The following is a 16,606-nucleotide window of genomic DNA, read 5'->3' on the forward strand; positions in this document are numbered from 1 at the left end:
AGGGGCCGCAGGCGATCCTGCCGAGCAACCATCGCTTCCATGCGTTCCGACCCGGCATTTCTGCAGGTCGCAATTGAATCATATTGTTGCACAATATGATTCACGCGGAGTTGACAACACCGCCGATTCTTGTACCTGAACCGGAGACAAGCAAACCGTGATTGCCATGAGGGCAAACTGAAAATCTTGTGTGAATCTCGTGTTGCGCGTGTCGCGACCCGTCAACGTTCAGTTGAAGAGGCGCAGGTGAGAATGCCGACGAGCAGGCGCCCGGGAAGTTGCTTAGCAAGGCACACCAGTTGCTGGGTAGGGTGCGCCATATGGGTGATTCCACGCACCCATCACGTGAGCGTGATCGGGTATTGGATGCCGTGAGGCTCGTGTCACTGGCCACCGTGGTGGCCTATCACGTCCTCGCGGGTAGCCCCACTATCGTCAAGGGCAAACCAGCCATGTCCGCGAATTACAACGTACATTGGCTATTCTGGCTGATCCCATTGATGCCGCTGTTCTTTTTTGCAGGTGCAGCAGCAAATCTCCATTCCTGGGAATCCGGTAGGTCCTGGGGGCAGTTTCTGATGAGCCGGACGACACGGCTTTTTCGCCCGGTGTTCTACTTCCTCGTCTTCGTCGCACTGGTGACCACCTTGCTGCGCATCACCATGGGCAATTCCAGACAACTCCTGTATCTCGAGATGAGACATATCGAGCTGCTTTGGTACGTCGGTGCGTATCTGCTGACGCTTGCGTTCATGCCGTGGCTGGCCCGCATCCGCACCGGACGCCGGCTGGGCTGGTTCATCGCGGCGATGTGCCTGCTCACAGCCCTGGTGGACACCGTCAGCGTGGTCACCGATACCTGGGTGATGACGGGTTGGATCAACATGATCTTCATGTGGCTTGTCCCCGCCGCACTGGGTATCGCCTATCAGCGCGCCCTGGTCCCCCGCCGGGTGGCCATGGCGGCCGCGGCCGTCGCGTTGGGCGGCACCGTCGCATTGGCCATCCTGGGGCCCTATCCATCAGGGCTGATCGCCAACATGCCGCCGACTCTGCTGCTCGCGGCCAGCGCCATTCTCGAATGCATGCTGGTCATCGCTTTCGGACCAGCCATCAACCGCTGGCTGCAGGGGGCGCGGACGTGGAAGTTCCTGCAGGTCTGCAATAGCGGCAGCATGACGATCTATCTATGGCACTGGGTGGTCACGTTCCTGCTTTCCTACGGGATTTACCTGGCTCTTCGCGTCGGATTGGTGAGCCCGCGCGACGCCTGGTACTGGCCGGGGAACGTACTGCGGCTGGCCATCGTCTGCGCCATCGTGGCCGTGTTCTTCATCCCACTGCGGGCCACAGAACGTCGTGCGCTGCCGTGGTGGGACCGTCCGGTGCCCTCGATGAGCACAGGGCGCGATACCGCGGTCGGTGTCCTGGTGCTGATCGGGGCGATACTGACGCTGGTCTACACCCGGATCTATGTGATCAATCCGCTCTGGGGTGGGTTCACGCCCATTGGACGCTGGGTGGTGGTGGCGTCCCTGATACCACTGGCGGCCGCACGTGCACTGTGCCGAAACCCATTGCACAGCAATGCGAATAGTTCAGAGAACCAATTCTCGCTTGCTCATTCGACACGCAGATAGGCGACGCTGTCCCGCAGCCTCGACACGGCCGCACGCAGCGCTGTGACGTCGGGCCCCTCGCGCAGCACCTCACGCGAGACCGCCGGTAGCAACAGCGATCCCGGAGCCCCACCCAAGCCACGCAGATCCTCGGGCTTACCGCCCTGTGCCCCAAGCCCCGGAACAAGTACGGGGCCGCCGATCGACGACAGATCCGGCGGATCGGTGACGGTGACCCCGACCACGACACCCACAGATCCCGGACCGGCCCCCTTGGCGTTCAACGCGGCCACCTGGTCCACCATCGCCTGTGCGACGGTCAGCTCCCCGGCGCGTGCGCGCTGCACCGGGGGCGCCTCGGGATTGGAGGTCGCGGCAAGGACAAAGACGCCGCGGTCACGTTCACGCGCCAGGTCCAGCAGCGGAGACAACGATCCGAAGCCCAGATACGGCGAGGCCGTGACCGCGTCGGAGCTCAACGGTGAATCGCCCAGCCAAGCCTGTGCGTATGCGGCCATCGTCGAGCCGATGTCCCCGCGCTTGGCATCGGCCAGCAACAGCACACCAGCCTCGCGGAGCCCCGCGATGGTCCGTTCGAGCACCGAATACCCTGCAGCACCATAGGTTTCGAAGAACGCCACCTGCGGCTTGACGATCGCCACGTCGGCGAAGGCCTCCACACAGATATCGCTGAACCGGGCCAGACCCGACGCATCGGCGTTTAGCCCCCAGGCGCGTAGCAGCTCAGGATGCGGATCGATGCCCACACACAGCGGGCCACGGGATGCGGTGGCCGCCTTCAGCCGTGCGCCGAAGGTCACCGGACCCACCGCTCTTCGCGCAAGCGGCTCATCGCTGCCCGACACTCTTCGCGCAAGCGGCTCATCGCAAGCCCGCGTGGAGTTCCTGCAGCGACCGCACGCCGATATCCCCACGGATACCCGCCTCGATCCCCTGCACCGCGGCCGACGCACCCTGCACCGTGGTAATGCACGGAATGTTCATCGACACCGCGGCCGAACGGATCTCGTATCCGTCGACACGGGGGCCGGAGTTCCCGTACGGGGTGTTGATGACCATCGCGACCTCACCGGCCTTGATGACGTCGACCGAGGAACGCGGGGGCAATCCGTCCTCGGCGCCCTGATAGTGCTTGCGCACCTCTTCGCACGGTATTCCGTTGCGGCGCAGCATTTCTGCCGTACCTTCGGTCGCGAGCACCTTGAATCCGAGATCGGCCAGTCGCTTCACCGGGAACACCAGGGAGCGCTTGTCGCGGTTGGCCACCGAGACGAAGATCGTGCCCTCCTTCGGCAACGACCCGTACGCGGCGGTCTGGCTCTTGGCGAACGCGCTACCGAAGTCGGCGTCGATGCCCATGACCTCGCCGGTGGACTTCATCTCCGGCCCGAGCAGGGAATCCACCTGGCTGCCATCCGCCTTGCGGAAACGGTGGAACGGCAGCACGGCCTCCTTGACCGCTACCGGAGCGCCCGGCGGCAGGGTGGCGCCGTCGCCGTCAGCGGGCAGCAGTCCTTCCTCGCGCAGACCGGCAATGGTGGCGCCCAGCATGATCCGTGAGCACGCCTTGGCCAACGGAACCGCGGTGGCCTTCGACACGAATGGAACCGTTCGGCTCGCACGTGGGTTGGCCTCCAGGACGTACAGCACATCGTCCTTGAGCGCGTACTGCACATTGAGCAGGCCCACTACTCCGATTCCGTGCGCGATGGCCTCGGTGGCATTGCGAACCTTTTCGATATCGCTGCGGCCCAGGGTTACCGGCGGTAGCGCGCACGCCGAGTCGCCGGAGTGAATACCGGCCTCCTCGATGTGCTCCATGACGCCGCCGAGGTAAACCTCGGTGCCATCGCACAACGCGTCGACATCGATCTCGATGGCATCCTCGAGGAAACGGTCGACGAGCACGGGGTGCTCGGGTGAGAGCTGGGTGGCCCGCGTGATGTAGCCGTGCAGGGTGTCCTCGTCGTAGACGATCTCCATACCCCGTCCACCCAGCACGTAGGACGGTCGCACCAGCACCGGGTAACCGATATCGGAGGCGATCTGCCTGGCCTGCTCGAAGGTCGTCGCGGTGCCGAATCGAGGCGCCGGCAGACCGGCCGACACCAGCAGATCCCCGAACACCCCCCGGTCCTCGGCGCGATCGATGGCCGCCGGGCTGGTGCCCACCACCGGCACGCCGGCATCGGCCAAACGCTTCGCCAGCCCCAGTGGGGTCTGTCCGCCGAGCTGCACGATCACACCGACGACACCCGGTCCACCGCGGCCGGACTCATTTTCGGCGTGGAACACCTCTAGCACATCCTCGAACGTCAGCGGTTCGAAGTACAGGCGGTCGGCGGTGTCATAGTCGGTGGACACCGTTTCCGGGTTGCAGTTGACCATGATGGTCTCGAATCCGGCCTGCGACAACGTGGTTGCCGCGTGCACGCAGCTATAGTCGAACTCGATACCCTGGCCGATGCGGTTGGGGCCCGACCCGAGGATGAGCACCTTGGGCCGCTCGGTCTGCGGGGCCACCTCCGACTCCGCGGCCGGATCCAGCTCGTAGCTCGAATAGTGGTACGGGGTCTTGGCCTCGAATTCGGCGGCGCAGGTGTCGACTGTCTTGTACACCGGCCGGATTCCCATCCGGTGGCGCAACGATCGCACCCCGTCCTCCCCCGCCAATTCCGGCCGGAGTGCGGCGATCTGGCGATCCGAGAGCCCGTAGTGCTTGGCCCTGCGCAGCAGTTCCTCGTCAAGGATCGGTGCCTCACGCAACTCCGTACCGAGCTGGTGAATCTGCGCGATCTCTTCCACGAACCACGGGTCGACACCGGTGATCTCGGCCACCTGCTCAACGGAGACACCGGCACCCAGCGCGTGTTCGATACCGTAGAGCCGCCCGTCACGTGGCACCCGCAGCTCCTGCAGGAACGTGTCCAGATCCTCGATGGGGCTGGCGTTGTCGGTCCAGAAGCCCGCCGCGGAGGTCTCCAGCGAGCGCATGACCTTCCCGAGTGCCTCAGCGAAGTTGCGCCCCAGGGACATTGCCTCACCCACCGATTTCATGGTGGTGGTCAAGGTGGCGTCGGCGCCGGGGAACTTCTCGAAGGCGAATCGCGGGGCCTTGACGACGACGTAGTCCAGAGTCGGCTCGAAACAGGCCGGGGTCTCCTTGGTGATGTCGTTCACGATCTCGTCGAGCGTGTACCCGATCGCCAGCTTGGCCGCGATCTTGGCGATGGGGAATCCGGTTGCCTTGGAGGCCAACGCGCTGGAGCGCGATACGCGTGGGTTCATCTCGATCACGATGAGGCGACCATCGCGCGGGTTGATGGCGAACTGGATGTTGCAGCCGCCCGTGTCCACGCCGACCTCGCGCAGGATCGCGATACCCAGGTCACGCATCTTCTGATACTCGCGGTCGGTCAGCGTCATCGCCGGAGCCACCGTCACCGAGTCTCCGGTGTGCACGCCCATCGGATCGACGTTCTCGATCGAGCACACGACCACCACGTTGTCGCGGCTGTCGCGCATCAGCTCGAGCTCGAATTCCTTCCAGCCGTAGATGGATTCCTCGATCAGCACATTCGCCGACGGGGACGCCGAGAGTCCCTCGCCCGCCATCCGCTCGACATCCTCGGGGGTGTAGGCCATGCCGGAGCCCAAGCCGCCCATGGTGAAGGACGGGCGCACCACGACCGGCAGCCCGAGGTCGGCGACGGTGTCGCGGACCTCGTCCATGGTGAAACAGACACGGGACTTCGCCGACTCGCCGCCGACCTTCGCGACGATGTCCTTGAACCGCTGCCGGTCCTCGCCGCGCTGGATGGCCTCGAAGTTGGCGCCGATGAGCTCCACGTTGTAGCGGTCGAGTGCACCGTTCTCGTAGAGCGCGACCGCGGTGTTCAACGCGGTCTGGCCGCCCAGCGTGGGCAGCAGCGCGTCGATCTTGTTGCCCTTCTCCGCCTGTGCGGCAAGGACTTTCTCGACAAACTCTGCGGTGATCGGCTCGACGTAGGTGTTGTCGGCGTACTCCGGGTCGGTCATGATCGTCGCCGGGTTCGAGTTGACGAGGCTGACCTGGAGCCCCTCTGACCGCAGCACACGGCAGGCCTGGGTGCCCGAGTAGTCGAACTCGCAGGCCTGGCCGATGACGATGGGGCCAGAACCGATGACCAGGATGTGGTTGAGGTCTGTGCGACGTGGCATCAGCGATTACCCCGATTCTCAAGTGCCGTGACGAACTGGTCAAAGAGGTACTCGGCGTCATGAGGTCCCGCCGCCGCCTCCGGGTGGTACTGCACCGAGAAAGCCGATCCGTCCAACAGCCGGATCCCTTCCACCGTGCCATCGTTGGCGCAGGTGTGGCTTACCTCGGCGCGCCCGTACGGCGTATCGAACTGCTCACCCGCCTCACCTTCGAGGGCGAAGCCGTGGTTCTGCGCGGTGATCGCGACCCGGCCCGTCGCGTGATCGATGACCGGGATGTTGATGCCGCGATGCCCGAAGGTCATCTTGTAGGTGGACCTGCCCAATGCCCGGCCCAGCAGCTGATTACCGAAGCAGATGCCGAACAGCGGGATTTTCTGTTGCAGCACCGCCTGTGTCACCGCCACCACGTGATCCGCGGTGGCCGGGTCGCCCGGCCCGTTGGACAGGAACACGCCGTCGGGCGCCAGTGCGAGCAGCTCGTCCGGGCTGATGGACGAGGGCACCACCTGTACGCGGATACCGCGTTGCGTGAAGTTACGTGGGGTGTTGGTCTTGATCCCCAGGTCCAGAGCGGCCACGGTGAACCGGTGCGCGCCATCGGGTTCCACGATGTAGGTGTCGTCGGTGCTCACCTCTCCTGCCAGGTCCGCACCCAGCATCGAGGGCTGGCCGTTGACGCGCGACAGCAGGAAGTCGGTGGGCGCGTCGGCAACTGTCCCGCTGAAGATGCCCGCCTTCATGGACCCGCGGGTACGCAGGTGACGGACGACGGCCCGAGTGTCGATTCCGGCGATACCGACAATGTGCTGCCCCTTGAGGGCATCATCCAGGGACCCTGTGGCGCGCCAATTCGAGACCCGGTTCGAGGGGTCGCGCACCGCGTATCCGGCAACCCAGATCTTTCCGCCGCGGCTCTCGTCGTCCTCGTCGTTCCATCCGGTATTGCCGATCTGCGGCGCTGTCGCCACCACGATCTGCCGGTGATAGCTCGGGTCGGTCAGGGTTTCTTGGTAACCCGACATGGCCGTGCAGAACACCGCCTCGCCGAGAGTTTCACCCACCGCCCCGAACGGCTTACCGGTGAACACCCGCCCGTCTTCGAGAACGAGCACCGCCTTGTCGCTCATGACGCCTGCTTCCATTCCTGATATTCGCTTCGCGGTCGTGCCAAAAATCCGGTGTCGATCTCGGTGCCCGAGGGCAGCCGCCACCGGATCGCAAGAATTCCTTCGTGGGTGAGCACCTTGCCCGCCAGCGCCTTGGCCGTACGGATCTCGGTGATGACGTCGGCGGGGATCCAGATGTCCGCGGTGCCGCCGCGTTCCAGCAGGATCCCGCCCGTGTACCTGGTCAAGGTGGCGTTCGCGCGGTAGCCCAAGTCGCCCACCGCGATTCGGTCCTGCCAGTCCGGCGCGATGGTGCTGCCGACGTAGAGGCCATCCGCGGGATCGATGACGATGTCGCCGCGCTCGGCGGGCACCACGGGCAGTTCCCCCACGGTATCGATCTGACGTTGGCCGCGTGCGCGCCAGCCGCGCCACATCAGGCGGGCGAGCAGCACAGTCAAGGTGAGCGAGGCGCCCGCCATGATGAGGGCACCGATGAAGTCGCCGTGGTTCACTGGGTCACCTTGCCGTCCCGTGCGGTGATGCGGCCGCGCAGCAGCGTCGCGGTCACGGTGGCAGGCAACGTCATCGATTCGAATGGGGTGTTGGCCGACTTGCTGGCCAATCCATCGCCACTGACGGTCCAGGTGGCGTCGGGGTCAACGATCGTCAGGTTGGCGGGCTCGCCGACTGCCAACGGACGCCCCTGATCGGGCAGACCGACGATCTGCGCCGGCCGCTCACTCATCACCCTGGCGATATCGCGCCAGGTCAGCAATCCCGTTTTCACCATGGTCTCCACGACCACCGACAGCGCAGTCTCCAACCCGAGCATTCCGGGGCGGGCCGCCGCGAACTCGCAGCATTTCTCGTGATCGGCGTGCGGTGCGTGGTCGGTTGCCACACAGTCGATCACCCCGTCGGCGAGGGCCCGGCGCAATGCCTGGGCGTCGGTCGACTCCCGCAGCGGCGGATTTACCCGATACACACCGTCGTAGGAGGCCAGCCGGCCGTCATCGAGCAGCAGATGGTGCGGAGTCACCTCGGCGGTGATGGAAATGCCTTGCCCCTTGGCCCATTTGAGCAGCTCGACGGTGCCGGCGGTGGATGCGTGACAGATGTGCACCGGAGCACCGCTGTCGCGTGACAAAATCGCGTCCCGCGCGACGATGGATTCCTCGGCGGCGCGGGGCCACCCGGTCAGGCCCAACTTGGCCGCGTTGGCCCCCTCATGCGCCACCGATCCGACGGTGAGCCGCGGTTCCTCGGCATGTTGGGCGATGAGCACACCCAAGCCCTTGGCGTATTCGAGAGCGCGCCGCATGATCAGCGGATCGTGCACGCATTTGCCGTCATCGGAGAACATCCGCACCCGGCCCGCACCACGCGCCATCATCGCCATCTCGGTGAGCTGCTTGCCTTCCAGCCCGACCGTGACGGCACCCACCGGATGTACGTCGACCAATCCGACCTGCTGGCCGCGCTGCCACACGTGATCGGTCACCACGGGGCTGTCTGCCACCGGGTTCGTGTTGGCCATCGCGAAGACGGCGGTGTACCCGCCCAAAGCCGCTGCCGCCGAGCCCGAGTCGATGGTCTCGGTGTCTTCACGCCCCGGTTCACGCAGATGCGTGTGCAGGTCGACGAATCCCGGCAACAGCACCTGCCCCGGCGCCTCGATGGCGGTGTCGACTTCCGTCTCGATACCCGCGCCGATACCGGCCTCGATACGGGTGATCTGGCCGTCTTCGATGAGGACGTCGACCTGCTCGCCCTCCCCGTACAGCAGTACGCCCTTGATCAGGACACTCATGCGGGCACCGCCTCTGAGCTGTCGGACGACCCGACCAGCAGGTGGAACAGCACGGCCATGCGGATATGCACTCCATTCGATACCTGTTGCAGAACAGCTGATTGCGACGAGTCGGCCACGGAGGACGCGATTTCCATACCGCGCAGCATCGGGCCCGGATGCAGCACCACCGCGTGTTCGGAGAGCAGCCGCTGCCGAGCCTCGGACAATCCGTACAGCACCGAGTACTCGCGCGCCGAGGGGAAGAAGCCACCGGTCATGCGCTCGGCCTGCACCCGCAGCATCAGCACGGCGTCGGCACCCGGTAGCTCGGCATCCAGGTCATGACTGACCGTCACCGGCCACGTCTCGACGCCAACGGGCAGCAGCGTGGGCGGAGCCACCAGCACCACCTCGGCGCCGAACGTGTTGAGCAGCAGAGCGTTCGATCGAGCGACTCGACTGTGCAGGATGTCCCCGACGATCACGATGCGGCGACCTTCCAGACCGCCCAGCCGCTGCCGAATGGTGAGCGCGTCAAGCAGTGCCTGCGTCGGATGTTCGTGGGTGCCGTCGCCGGCATTGATCACAGCGGGACCGCCGGCCAGTCCTTCTGACGTCCACTGCGCAAGCTGCGCGGCGACCCCGGAGGCCGGGTGGCGGACGATCAACGCGTCAGCGCCGATCGCGCGCAAGGTCAGGGCGGTGTCGCGCAGCGATTCACCTTTGGCCACCGAGGAACCGGACGCACTGACGTTGATCACGTCGGCACTCATCCACTTCCCCGCCACTTCGAAGGAAACCCTTGTCCGCGTGGAGTTCTCATAGAACATCGTGATGATGGTGCGCCCGCGCAGGGTGGGCAGCTTTTTGACCTCACGTCCCGCCAGGGCCTGCAGAAACCGGTCGGCGTCGTCGAGGATGGCGGTGGCCTCGTCGCGGGTCAGGTCGGCCGCCGACAGCAGATGCTTCACGAGGCCTCCCCCTGCGCACTGTTGATGACCACGGCGTCGCATCCGTCGTGTTCGGCCAGCAGCACCTTGACGTCTTCGGAGCGCGCGGTCGGCACGTTCTTGCCGACGTAATCGGCGCGCAACGGCAGTTCACGATGCCCGCGATCAACCAGCACCGCCAGCTGCACCGCCCGCGGCCGGCCCAGATCCCGCAGCGCGTCGAGCGCCGAGCGCACCGTGCGGCCCGAGAACAACACGTCGTCGACGAGCACCACCAGGGCGCCATCGACCCCGCCTTCAGGAATGGAGGTGCGTTCCAGCGGGCGGTGAGGTTTGTTGCGCAAGTCGTCGCGGTAGAGCGTGATGTCCAGGAATCCGGCGGGCACCTCAACACCGGAGAACTCGGTGATGTGGGCGGCCAATCGTTTGGCCAGGGTGGCGCCGCGTGTCGGGATACCGACCAGCACGACGCGGGGCGCGTCACTGGAATCGGAAAGAGCGGTCTTCTCGATGATTTGATGCGCGATACGCGAGATGGTCCTGCCGACATCTGCGGCGGACAACAGTTCGCGTCCCTCTGGTAATGCGCCCACGCTTACGCGAGACCTCCTTCTCCGCCTCACTGGACGGATCGTTAAAGGATGTCACTTATCGCCAGGGAGCTTAGCATCCGGGCACCCACCGGCCTCGGCTGACAGGATGGAGTTATGCCCCAGCCCAACTCAGCCTTCGACGCCGCCCTTGCCCCGATCCGGGCGGCGGTCAATGACCGCATCCTGGCCGGAGCGGTGACGCTGGTGTGGCAGGGCGGGCAGCTCAAACACCTGGCCGCGACCGGATACCGCGATGTCGAGGCGGGCCTGTCCATGGCCGAGAACACCATTTTCCGCATCGCGTCCATGACCAAGCCGGTCATCAGCGCGGCAGCCATGGCCCTCGTCGACGACGGCACGATCCGCTTGAGCGACCCGATCACCACGTGGCTACCGGAGTTCGCCGACATGCGGGTGCTCAAGGATCCGGGTGGGCCGTTGGATGACACGTTCCGGGCGCCCCGCACCATCACGGTGGAGGATCTGCTGACCCACCGCAGCGGTCTGACCTACGACTTCATCGCGACCGGACCTATCGCGAAGGCCTATCAGCCACTGCACACGGCGACATTCAGCGAGCCCGACGCATGGATAGCGGCCATCGCCGCGCTGCCGCTGGTGTACCCACCCGGAGAGCGTTTCCACTACAGCCATTCGACCGATGTGCTCGGGCTACTGATCGCCCGCGCGGCCGGGCTGCCACTCAACGAGCTGCTGCGTCAACGAATCCTGGATCCGCTGCGCATGTCGGATACCGACTTCTTCGTTCCCGAACACAAGGCCGGACGACTGGCACGCCTGTATGGCCTCGACGATCACGACCAGGTTGTGGCGGCCGACCGTGGCTATCTCACCTCGATGCCCACGTCGGCCCCGGCGCTGTGTCGTGGCGGCGGCGCGCTGGCAAGTACCGCAGGCGACTACCTGACCTTTGCGCGGGCACTGCTGGGTGGCGGCGAGGCCGACGGGGTCCGCATCCTCTCCCCGGAGTCCACCGCGGCATTGCGCGCCAACCGGCTCACGCCCGCTCAGCGAGAACTGCCGGCATTCGGCCTGCCGTACTGGACCGGACGCGGCTTCGGCCTGGGCTTGTCGGTCGTCCTGGATCCGAATGCGGCCGCGTTGTTCGGCCCCGGCGGCGCCGGCACCTTCGGCTGGCCTGGCGCGTTCGGAACATGGTGGCACGCCGACCCGAAGGCCGACGCGATCCTCATGTTCTTGCCGCAGTGGCGGATGCCCGACCTGGACCCCAAAGCCGCGTTGGCGAGCACATCCACCCTGCGCCTGCAGCTGTTGCACATTCAATTCGCGCAGGCCGTCTACGCCGCACTGTGAGCGCCGGATCAGTCCAGGTGCGCCTGTAGCAGCCAGCCCGCCATCGAGACTCGGCCGTTGGGCTCTTCGCGGACTTCGGCGAAGCTCTGCGCCGCGCCGTCCTTGAATCCCTCGCCGTTGGCGTACAGCCGCGCCGGGCTGATGTCGTCGATGGTCCAGAACTTGGACACGATCGCGCGCAGCTCGGGTTCGGTGACGGGATAGGGCCCGTCGATGTCCGGGGGGAAGCCCGCCTTGTCGAAAACCAGCACGATGTACGTGGCGCCCGGTGCCGCGGCACGCACGATCGACTGCTGATATCCCTCACGCAAGGCGACGGGCATCGAATGGAACAGCGTCGAATCGATGATCGTCCCGAAGCGTCCGTCGTACCCCGTGAAGTTCGAAATGTCGGCAACGTCAAAGGTGACATTGGTCAGGCCGCGGTCGGCCGCATAACCCTTGGCCAGCTCGATCGCCGTGGGCGCCGCGTCCAGGCCGACGGCGGCATGGCCTCGCTCGGCGAGGTACAGAGCGGTCGCGGCCTCCCCACACCCGGCATCCAACACGTCGCCGTGCACCTTGCCCTGCTCGATGAGCGTCAGGATTTCAGGCTGCGGCTGCCCGATGCTCCACGGCGGCCGAGCGGCGAGCTGCTCGGGCGCCTCACCCCGATACGAGGATTCGAACATGTCTTGCAGGTTCTCGGTCATGGACCCAGGATGCCGAATCCGACAGCCGTGTCAATGCACCTGACATTTGATCAACGAATCTCCCGGGACACCGCGTGCGCGAAATCGATGAGTCGATTCATCTGTGCCACACCATGACTGGAGTACTTCGAGAACTGGAAGTGCTCGATGCTGTGCCGGTATTCCTCCAGCGAAGCCTTGACGGTACGCGTGGTGGTCGAGGTGTAGAGCGTCAGGTCAACCGTCGTCATGGTCACGGCGCCGTCCGGCGCGACGTCGTAGTCGACCTTCAGGGACTTATCGGTGATTTCGGACAGCGGGATGGTGCGCAGGGTCACCGATACCGTGGGATGCGGGGGCCGCTCGTCATGCCCCGCGCAGTGCCCCTCCCTGACGAACCACAGAATCAGCCGCCCACTGTCGATCAGCGCAATCTCGTACCACCACTTCTCACCCCACGCCCCGTGCTCGCAGCCTCGGTTCAGCAGGAAGGTGCCCACCTGCGCTACGTCGACCACCCGGCGTAGTTGATCGATCGCCATCCAGGCATGCGGCGTGAAAACTCCAATCGCAGCACCCAAATGCGGGATGGCTGCCCAGTCGGCATCTCTGTCAAACACGTTGTGCCACCACCCGTCCGAATTGAAGAAGCCGTTCCATCTGCGCGAGACCGCCGTCCACGATCGACTTGGCGAAGTAGAAATCCTGCACTTCCCATTCGGTTTCCGAGATGGAGACCGCACGACTCTTTTCCGGAGTCACCGTCGAGAGCCACAATTCGACGGCGAGCAGCGAGCGCTCCGTACCAAGCTGTTGATACGTCGTCTTCAGCTGACGGTCGGTGATCGCGCCCAGCGGAATCACACGGATCGATGAAGTGAACTCGGAGGAGCCGAGCAGTCCGGACTTGTCCTCGCCGTGCCACATCACAAGCCTGCGGCCGTCGGTCAGCGCCACCTCCTGCCACAGACCTTCCGACTGCTCAGCTGGTTCACGATCCAGAACGAATGCAGACACCTCCGAGATGTCGACCACCGCTCGCAGCGCGTCGAGCGCCACCTTCGGGTCCCGGAGTCCGACGGTCGCGGCGTTGGTGAGGTCCGGATACGGGGCCCAGTCCTGGTACCCATCCCCCTCGACACCGCGCAGTGAACGCTCGATAGCCGCCACCTCAGCCACCCACTCAGCGGGATCCGCATCGGTCCACAGATCGGCGAGCTCACTGCCCGGAGCCTGCACCCGGGCGATCGCGCCGAGCGCCAGGACCGCAAGCGCATATGCCTGGGTTTGCTTTATGGCGATGTCGGCCACCGCTTCCGACCACCGCTCCGCGCCCGCATCGACCTCGCCCGAACATCGCAGGGCAATCACCGCAGCGGCAGCGACCACCGCCGACCCCTCCGGCGCCTCTAGGTAGTCAGCATTCGCCAGACGCAGACATCGTGCCAGTTGAAGCTCGATATCGTCGCCCTGCCTGAGATCGCCCAAGAAGTCAGCAGCGTCATCGTTGTCAAACGGTCCAGCACCCCAGGCTCCCACGCAGCTAATAGTGGCAGAACACCCCACCTAGCGCATCTCAACGTACTTGAGCCGAGGCGCGCGCCTATTGTCTATGTTGCTATCCGGATCACACTCAGGACCGGCCGATAGGCTCGCGGCATCACCGAGAGAATCGAGGCGACCATGACCGAACCATCGGGCAGCGAGCAGTCATTCAACGAGGCCAACATCGCCGAGTTCCGCGCCAACGGCGGCAAGGTCGGCGGCCAATTCGAGGGTTTTCCGCTCATGCTCTTGACGAGCACTGGAGCCAAATCGGGCGCCGAACGCGTGAACCCGTTGGCCTACTTCGATATCGACGGCAAGGCCTACATCGTCGGTTCGTCGGCGGGAAGACCGAAGAATCCCGCCTGGGTGGCGAACCTGCGCGCCAACCCCGCTGTCGCCGTGGAGATCGGCGCCAACCCGAAAACAAAGGCCACGGCCGTCGAACTCCCCCGCGCCGAACGTGATCGAGTGTTCGAGATCGTCAAACAGCGCGCACCCGGATTCGCCGAGTACGAGACCCTCACGGACCGGGTGATCCCCGTGTTCGAGATACGCCTCGACTGACCTATTCCGCGGAGCCGGAAGCCGAGCCACCCCGGATGTGCGGGGTCACCAGCATGAGCTGACCCAGCACGCCGTTCACGAACGCCGGTGACTCATCGGTGGAAAGCTGCTTGGCCAGTTCGACCGCTTCGTCGACGGCCACCACCTCGGGCACGTCCTCGGCATGGAGCAGCTCCCACACCGCGACGCGCATGATCGCGCGGTCCACCGCGGGCAGCCTGGCCAGCGTCCATCCCTGCAGATGCGAGGAGATCAGCTCGTCGATGTGCGTGGCGTGCTCGGTGACGCCGTGCGCGACCGTCACCGTGTAGGGGTTCAGCGGCTCCACGTCGGGCTTCGCCTCCGCCAGGCCGCGACGCTCATCGGCCACGGCGGCTGCCGTCATATCCCGCGCCTCGGCCTCGAACAGCAGGTCCACTGCCCGCTTACGCGCCTTGCGGCGGCCGCCCTTGGCGGAGGCGCGGCCGGTCGAACCGCTATCAGCCATTCACGCGGCCGAGGTAGCTGGCGTCGCGCGTGTCGACCTTGAGGCGGTCACCGGTGTTGATGAACAGCGGCACCTGGATCTCGGCGCCGGTTTCCATCGTCGCCGGCTTGGTGCCCGCACTGGAACGATCACCCTGCAGGCCCGGCTCGGTGTGCGTCACCACCAGCTCGACCGACACCGGCAGCTCGATGTACAGCGGCGCGCCCTCGTTGAACGCGACCTGCACGGTCATGCTCTCCAGCAGGAACCGGTGTGCGTCGCCGACCAGTTCGGGAGTGAGGTGATGCTGTTCGTAATCCTGGCTGTCCATGAACACGAACGAGTCGCCGTCGCGGTACAGGTAGGTGGTGTCGCGCCGGTCGACGGTCGCGGTCTCGACCTTCACGCCCGCGTTGAAGGTCTTGTCGACGACCTTGCCCGACAGCACGTTCTTGAGCTTGGTGCGCACGAACGCCGGTCCCTTACCGGGCTTCACGTGCTGGAACTCGGTGATCTGCCACAGCTGACCATCGATGTTGAGCACCAGGCCGTTCTTGAAATCGGCGGTTGAAGCCACAGTCGTCTATCTCCTTGCGTAACTGTTCAGTACTACTCAATTAATGACGGTGAGTTCCTTGGGGAACCGGGTCAATAGCTCCGGCCCGTCGGGCCGCACCACGAGCGTGTCCTCGATCCGGACTCCGCCCCGGTCGGGCAGGTAGACCCCTGGCTCGACTGTCACCGCCGAGCCAGCAAGCAGTGTACCGGTGGCGCCGGCACCGATACCCGGTGCTTCGTGGATCTGCAACCCCACACCGTGGCCGAGACCGTGACCGAAGTTCTGTCCGTATCCGGCGGCGGCGATGACATCGCGGGCCGCGGCGTCCACACCCTTCAGCGATGCTCCGGGTGCCAGGGCCTCCCGCCCGGCCGCCTGTGCGACCAGCACCAGTTCGTAGATCTCCTGCTGCCACGGCGACACCGATCCCAGCACCAGGGTGCGGGTCATGTCCGAGTGATATCCGGCGACCAGTGCACCGAAGTCGATCTTTACGAAGTCGCCGGTGGCCAGCACCGCGTCGGTGGGTCGGTGGTGCGGTATCGCCGAATGCGGGCCGGCCGCGACGATGGTCTCGAACGACGCGCCGTCGGCTCCGTGTTCACACATGAGGTTCTCCAGGTCGCGGGCGACATCACGCTCGGTGCGCCCAGGCCGGATCCCGCCCGTCTCGATCAAGGCAGATAACGCGGTATCTGCTGCAGCGCAGGCTCTTTCGAGGAGGAGTACCTCGGATTCGTCCTTCACTTCCCGGAGTTTCTCCACCCGGTTCGGGGCCCGGACCAACTCGACGTGTCCGGCCGCCGCGCTCAATTTGTCGAATCCGTCGACGGTGACCACGTGGCTTTCGAATCCTGCGCGCCCGGCGGCGGCCGACGCGATCAGCGCCGCGCCGTAGCCACGGTCGATCAGTGCACGCAGATCCGGAACCTGCGCGGCGGCTTGGGTGCGGTAGCGGCCATCGGTGCACAACACGGTCGCCTTCTCATCCGCTCCGTCGCTCGCGGCCACCCATAGTGCGGCGGCGGACCCCGTGAAACCCGTCAGATAGCGAATGTTGACCAGGTCGGTGATCAGAAGCGCATCGAGTCCGCCGGCGCGCAGACCCTCGCGCAGTCGTTCCCGGCGATCGATATGGCTGAGGACGGTCGTCATAGGTGTCGACGCTACCGCGAT

The 16,606-nt window shown here is 65.3% G+C and carries 16 protein-coding genes; 3 read left to right on the forward strand and 13 right to left on the reverse strand.

Annotated features, from left to right (window positions below; genetic code table 11):
• Positions 1-320: 320 nt before the first annotated feature.
• Positions 321-1,640, forward strand: a complete 1,320-nt coding sequence (locus AOT87_RS06795) for an acyltransferase (protein WP_057967959.1) — start codon at positions 321-323, stop codon at positions 1,638-1,640.
• On the opposite strand, the gene pyrF is transcribed toward AOT87_RS06795, so the two are convergent.
• From pyrF to pyrR, 7 genes are read right to left on the reverse strand one after another with little or no spacing between them, the layout of a single operon-like run.
• Complete coding sequence (pyrF, locus tag AOT87_RS06800; protein ID WP_057967958.1) at positions 1,622-2,449, reverse strand: orotidine-5'-phosphate decarboxylase; 828 nt, start codon at positions 2,447-2,449, stop codon at positions 1,622-1,624. The genes AOT87_RS06795 and pyrF overlap by 19 nt on opposite strands.
• Before the next feature lie 52 nt (positions 2,450-2,501).
• The gene (gene carB, locus AOT87_RS06805; RefSeq protein ID WP_057965957.1) at positions 2,502-5,840 is read right to left on the reverse strand and encodes a carbamoyl-phosphate synthase large subunit; all 3,339 of its coding nucleotides are present in this window, start codon (positions 5,838-5,840) and stop codon (positions 2,502-2,504) included.
• Positions 5,840-6,970 (reverse strand): glutamine-hydrolyzing carbamoyl-phosphate synthase small subunit, encoded by a 1,131-nt coding sequence (carA, locus tag AOT87_RS06810; protein ID WP_057967957.1) that lies wholly within the window; start codon positions 6,968-6,970, stop codon positions 5,840-5,842. Before carA ends, carB begins: the two co-directional genes overlap by 1 nt.
• Positions 6,967-7,464, reverse strand: a complete 498-nt coding sequence (locus AOT87_RS06815; RefSeq protein ID WP_057967956.1) for a hypothetical protein — start codon at positions 7,462-7,464, stop codon at positions 6,967-6,969. The genes carA and AOT87_RS06815 overlap by 4 nt, the downstream gene beginning before the upstream one ends.
• Complete coding sequence (locus AOT87_RS06820; RefSeq protein ID WP_030093550.1) at positions 7,461-8,762, reverse strand: dihydroorotase; 1,302 nt, start codon at positions 8,760-8,762, stop codon at positions 7,461-7,463. The genes AOT87_RS06815 and AOT87_RS06820 overlap by 4 nt, the downstream gene beginning before the upstream one ends.
• The gene (locus AOT87_RS06825; RefSeq protein ID WP_193601822.1) at positions 8,759-9,757 is read right to left on the reverse strand and encodes an aspartate carbamoyltransferase catalytic subunit; all 999 of its coding nucleotides are present in this window, start codon (positions 9,755-9,757) and stop codon (positions 8,759-8,761) included. Before AOT87_RS06825 ends, AOT87_RS06820 begins: the two co-directional genes overlap by 4 nt.
• Positions 9,712-10,260 (reverse strand): bifunctional pyr operon transcriptional regulator/uracil phosphoribosyltransferase PyrR, encoded by a 549-nt coding sequence (pyrR, locus tag AOT87_RS06830; RefSeq protein WP_030093552.1) that lies wholly within the window; start codon positions 10,258-10,260, stop codon positions 9,712-9,714. Before pyrR ends, AOT87_RS06825 begins: the two co-directional genes overlap by 46 nt.
• A gap of 141 nt (positions 10,261-10,401) precedes the next feature.
• Here pyrR and AOT87_RS06835 point away from each other — a divergent pair, with 141 nt between their 5' ends.
• Positions 10,402-11,622 (forward strand): serine hydrolase domain-containing protein, encoded by a 1,221-nt coding sequence (locus AOT87_RS06835; protein WP_030093553.1) that lies wholly within the window; start codon positions 10,402-10,404, stop codon positions 11,620-11,622.
• An 8-nt stretch (positions 11,623-11,630) separates the two neighbouring features.
• Here AOT87_RS06835 and AOT87_RS06840 read toward each other — a convergent pair whose 3' ends face one another.
• Genes AOT87_RS06840 through AOT87_RS06850 form a run of 3 tightly spaced genes read right to left on the reverse strand, consistent with a single transcriptional unit; the run spans position 11,631 to position 13,832 of the window.
• A complete protein-coding gene (locus AOT87_RS06840) occupies positions 11,631-12,314 on the reverse strand; it encodes a class I SAM-dependent methyltransferase (protein WP_030093554.1) in 684 nt (227 codons plus the stop codon).
• Between the two features lie 50 nt (positions 12,315-12,364).
• Positions 12,365-12,913 carry a hypothetical protein gene (locus AOT87_RS06845; RefSeq protein WP_030093555.1) on the reverse strand — a complete coding sequence of 183 codons (549 nt, stop codon included), beginning with the start codon at positions 12,911-12,913 and terminating at the stop codon, positions 12,365-12,367.
• The gene (locus AOT87_RS06850; protein ID WP_052399389.1) at positions 12,906-13,832 is read right to left on the reverse strand and encodes a DUF4259 domain-containing protein; all 927 of its coding nucleotides are present in this window, start codon (positions 13,830-13,832) and stop codon (positions 12,906-12,908) included. Before AOT87_RS06850 ends, AOT87_RS06845 begins: the two co-directional genes overlap by 8 nt.
• 144 nt (positions 13,833-13,976) lie before the next feature.
• On the opposite strand from AOT87_RS06850, the gene AOT87_RS06855 reads away from it, so the two are divergent.
• The gene (locus AOT87_RS06855) at positions 13,977-14,405 is read left to right on the forward strand and encodes a nitroreductase family deazaflavin-dependent oxidoreductase (RefSeq protein ID WP_030093557.1); all 429 of its coding nucleotides are present in this window, start codon (positions 13,977-13,979) and stop codon (positions 14,403-14,405) included.
• Between the two features lies 1 nt (position 14,406).
• On the opposite strand, the gene nusB is transcribed toward AOT87_RS06855, so the two are convergent.
• From nusB to AOT87_RS06870, 3 genes are read right to left on the reverse strand one after another with little or no spacing between them, the layout of a single operon-like run.
• Positions 14,407-14,892, reverse strand: a complete 486-nt coding sequence (gene nusB / locus AOT87_RS06860; RefSeq protein ID WP_044103937.1) for a transcription antitermination factor NusB — start codon at positions 14,890-14,892, stop codon at positions 14,407-14,409.
• The gene (gene efp, locus AOT87_RS06865; RefSeq protein WP_030093559.1) at positions 14,885-15,448 is read right to left on the reverse strand and encodes an elongation factor P; all 564 of its coding nucleotides are present in this window, start codon (positions 15,446-15,448) and stop codon (positions 14,885-14,887) included. The genes nusB and efp overlap by 8 nt, the downstream gene beginning before the upstream one ends.
• Positions 15,449-15,484: 36 nt before the next feature.
• Positions 15,485-16,585, reverse strand: a complete 1,101-nt coding sequence (locus AOT87_RS06870) for a Xaa-Pro peptidase family protein (protein WP_030093560.1) — start codon at positions 16,583-16,585, stop codon at positions 15,485-15,487.
• Positions 16,586-16,606: the final 21 nt, after the last annotated feature.

The sequence above is a fragment of the Mycobacteroides sp. H003 genome (genome assembly GCF_001440135.1).
In the GTDB taxonomy this organism is placed as follows: Bacteria; Actinomycetota; Actinomycetes; order Mycobacteriales; family Mycobacteriaceae; genus Mycobacterium; species Mycobacterium gwanakae.

Bases quoted from the DNA above. Each gene is read 5' to 3' on its own strand.
- AOT87_RS06795 (WP_057967959.1), top strand. From the start codon at position 321: ATGGGTGATTCCACGCACCCATCACGTGAGCGTGATCGGGTATTGGAT.
- carB (WP_057965957.1), bottom strand. From the start codon at position 5,840: ATGCCACGTCGCACAGACCTCAACCACATCCTGGTCATCGGTTCTGGC.
- carA (WP_057967957.1), bottom strand. From the start codon at position 6,970: ATGAGCGACAAGGCGGTGCTCGTTCTCGAAGACGGGCGGGTGTTCACC.
- AOT87_RS06820 (WP_030093550.1), bottom strand. From the start codon at position 8,762: ATGAGTGTCCTGATCAAGGGCGTACTGCTGTACGGGGAGGGCGAGCAG.
- AOT87_RS06825 (WP_193601822.1), bottom strand. From the start codon at position 9,757: ATGCGACGCCGTGGTCATCAACAGTGCGCAGGGGGAGGCCTCGTGAAG.
- AOT87_RS06835 (WP_030093553.1), top strand. From the start codon at position 10,402: ATGCCCCAGCCCAACTCAGCCTTCGACGCCGCCCTTGCCCCGATCCGG.
- AOT87_RS06840 (WP_030093554.1), bottom strand. From the start codon at position 12,314: ATGACCGAGAACCTGCAAGACATGTTCGAATCCTCGTATCGGGGTGAG.
- AOT87_RS06855 (WP_030093557.1), top strand. From the start codon at position 13,977: ATGACCGAACCATCGGGCAGCGAGCAGTCATTCAACGAGGCCAACATC.
- nusB (WP_044103937.1), bottom strand. From the start codon at position 14,892: ATGGCTGATAGCGGTTCGACCGGCCGCGCCTCCGCCAAGGGCGGCCGC.
- AOT87_RS06870 (WP_030093560.1), bottom strand. From the start codon at position 16,585: ATGACGACCGTCCTCAGCCATATCGATCGCCGGGAACGACTGCGCGAG.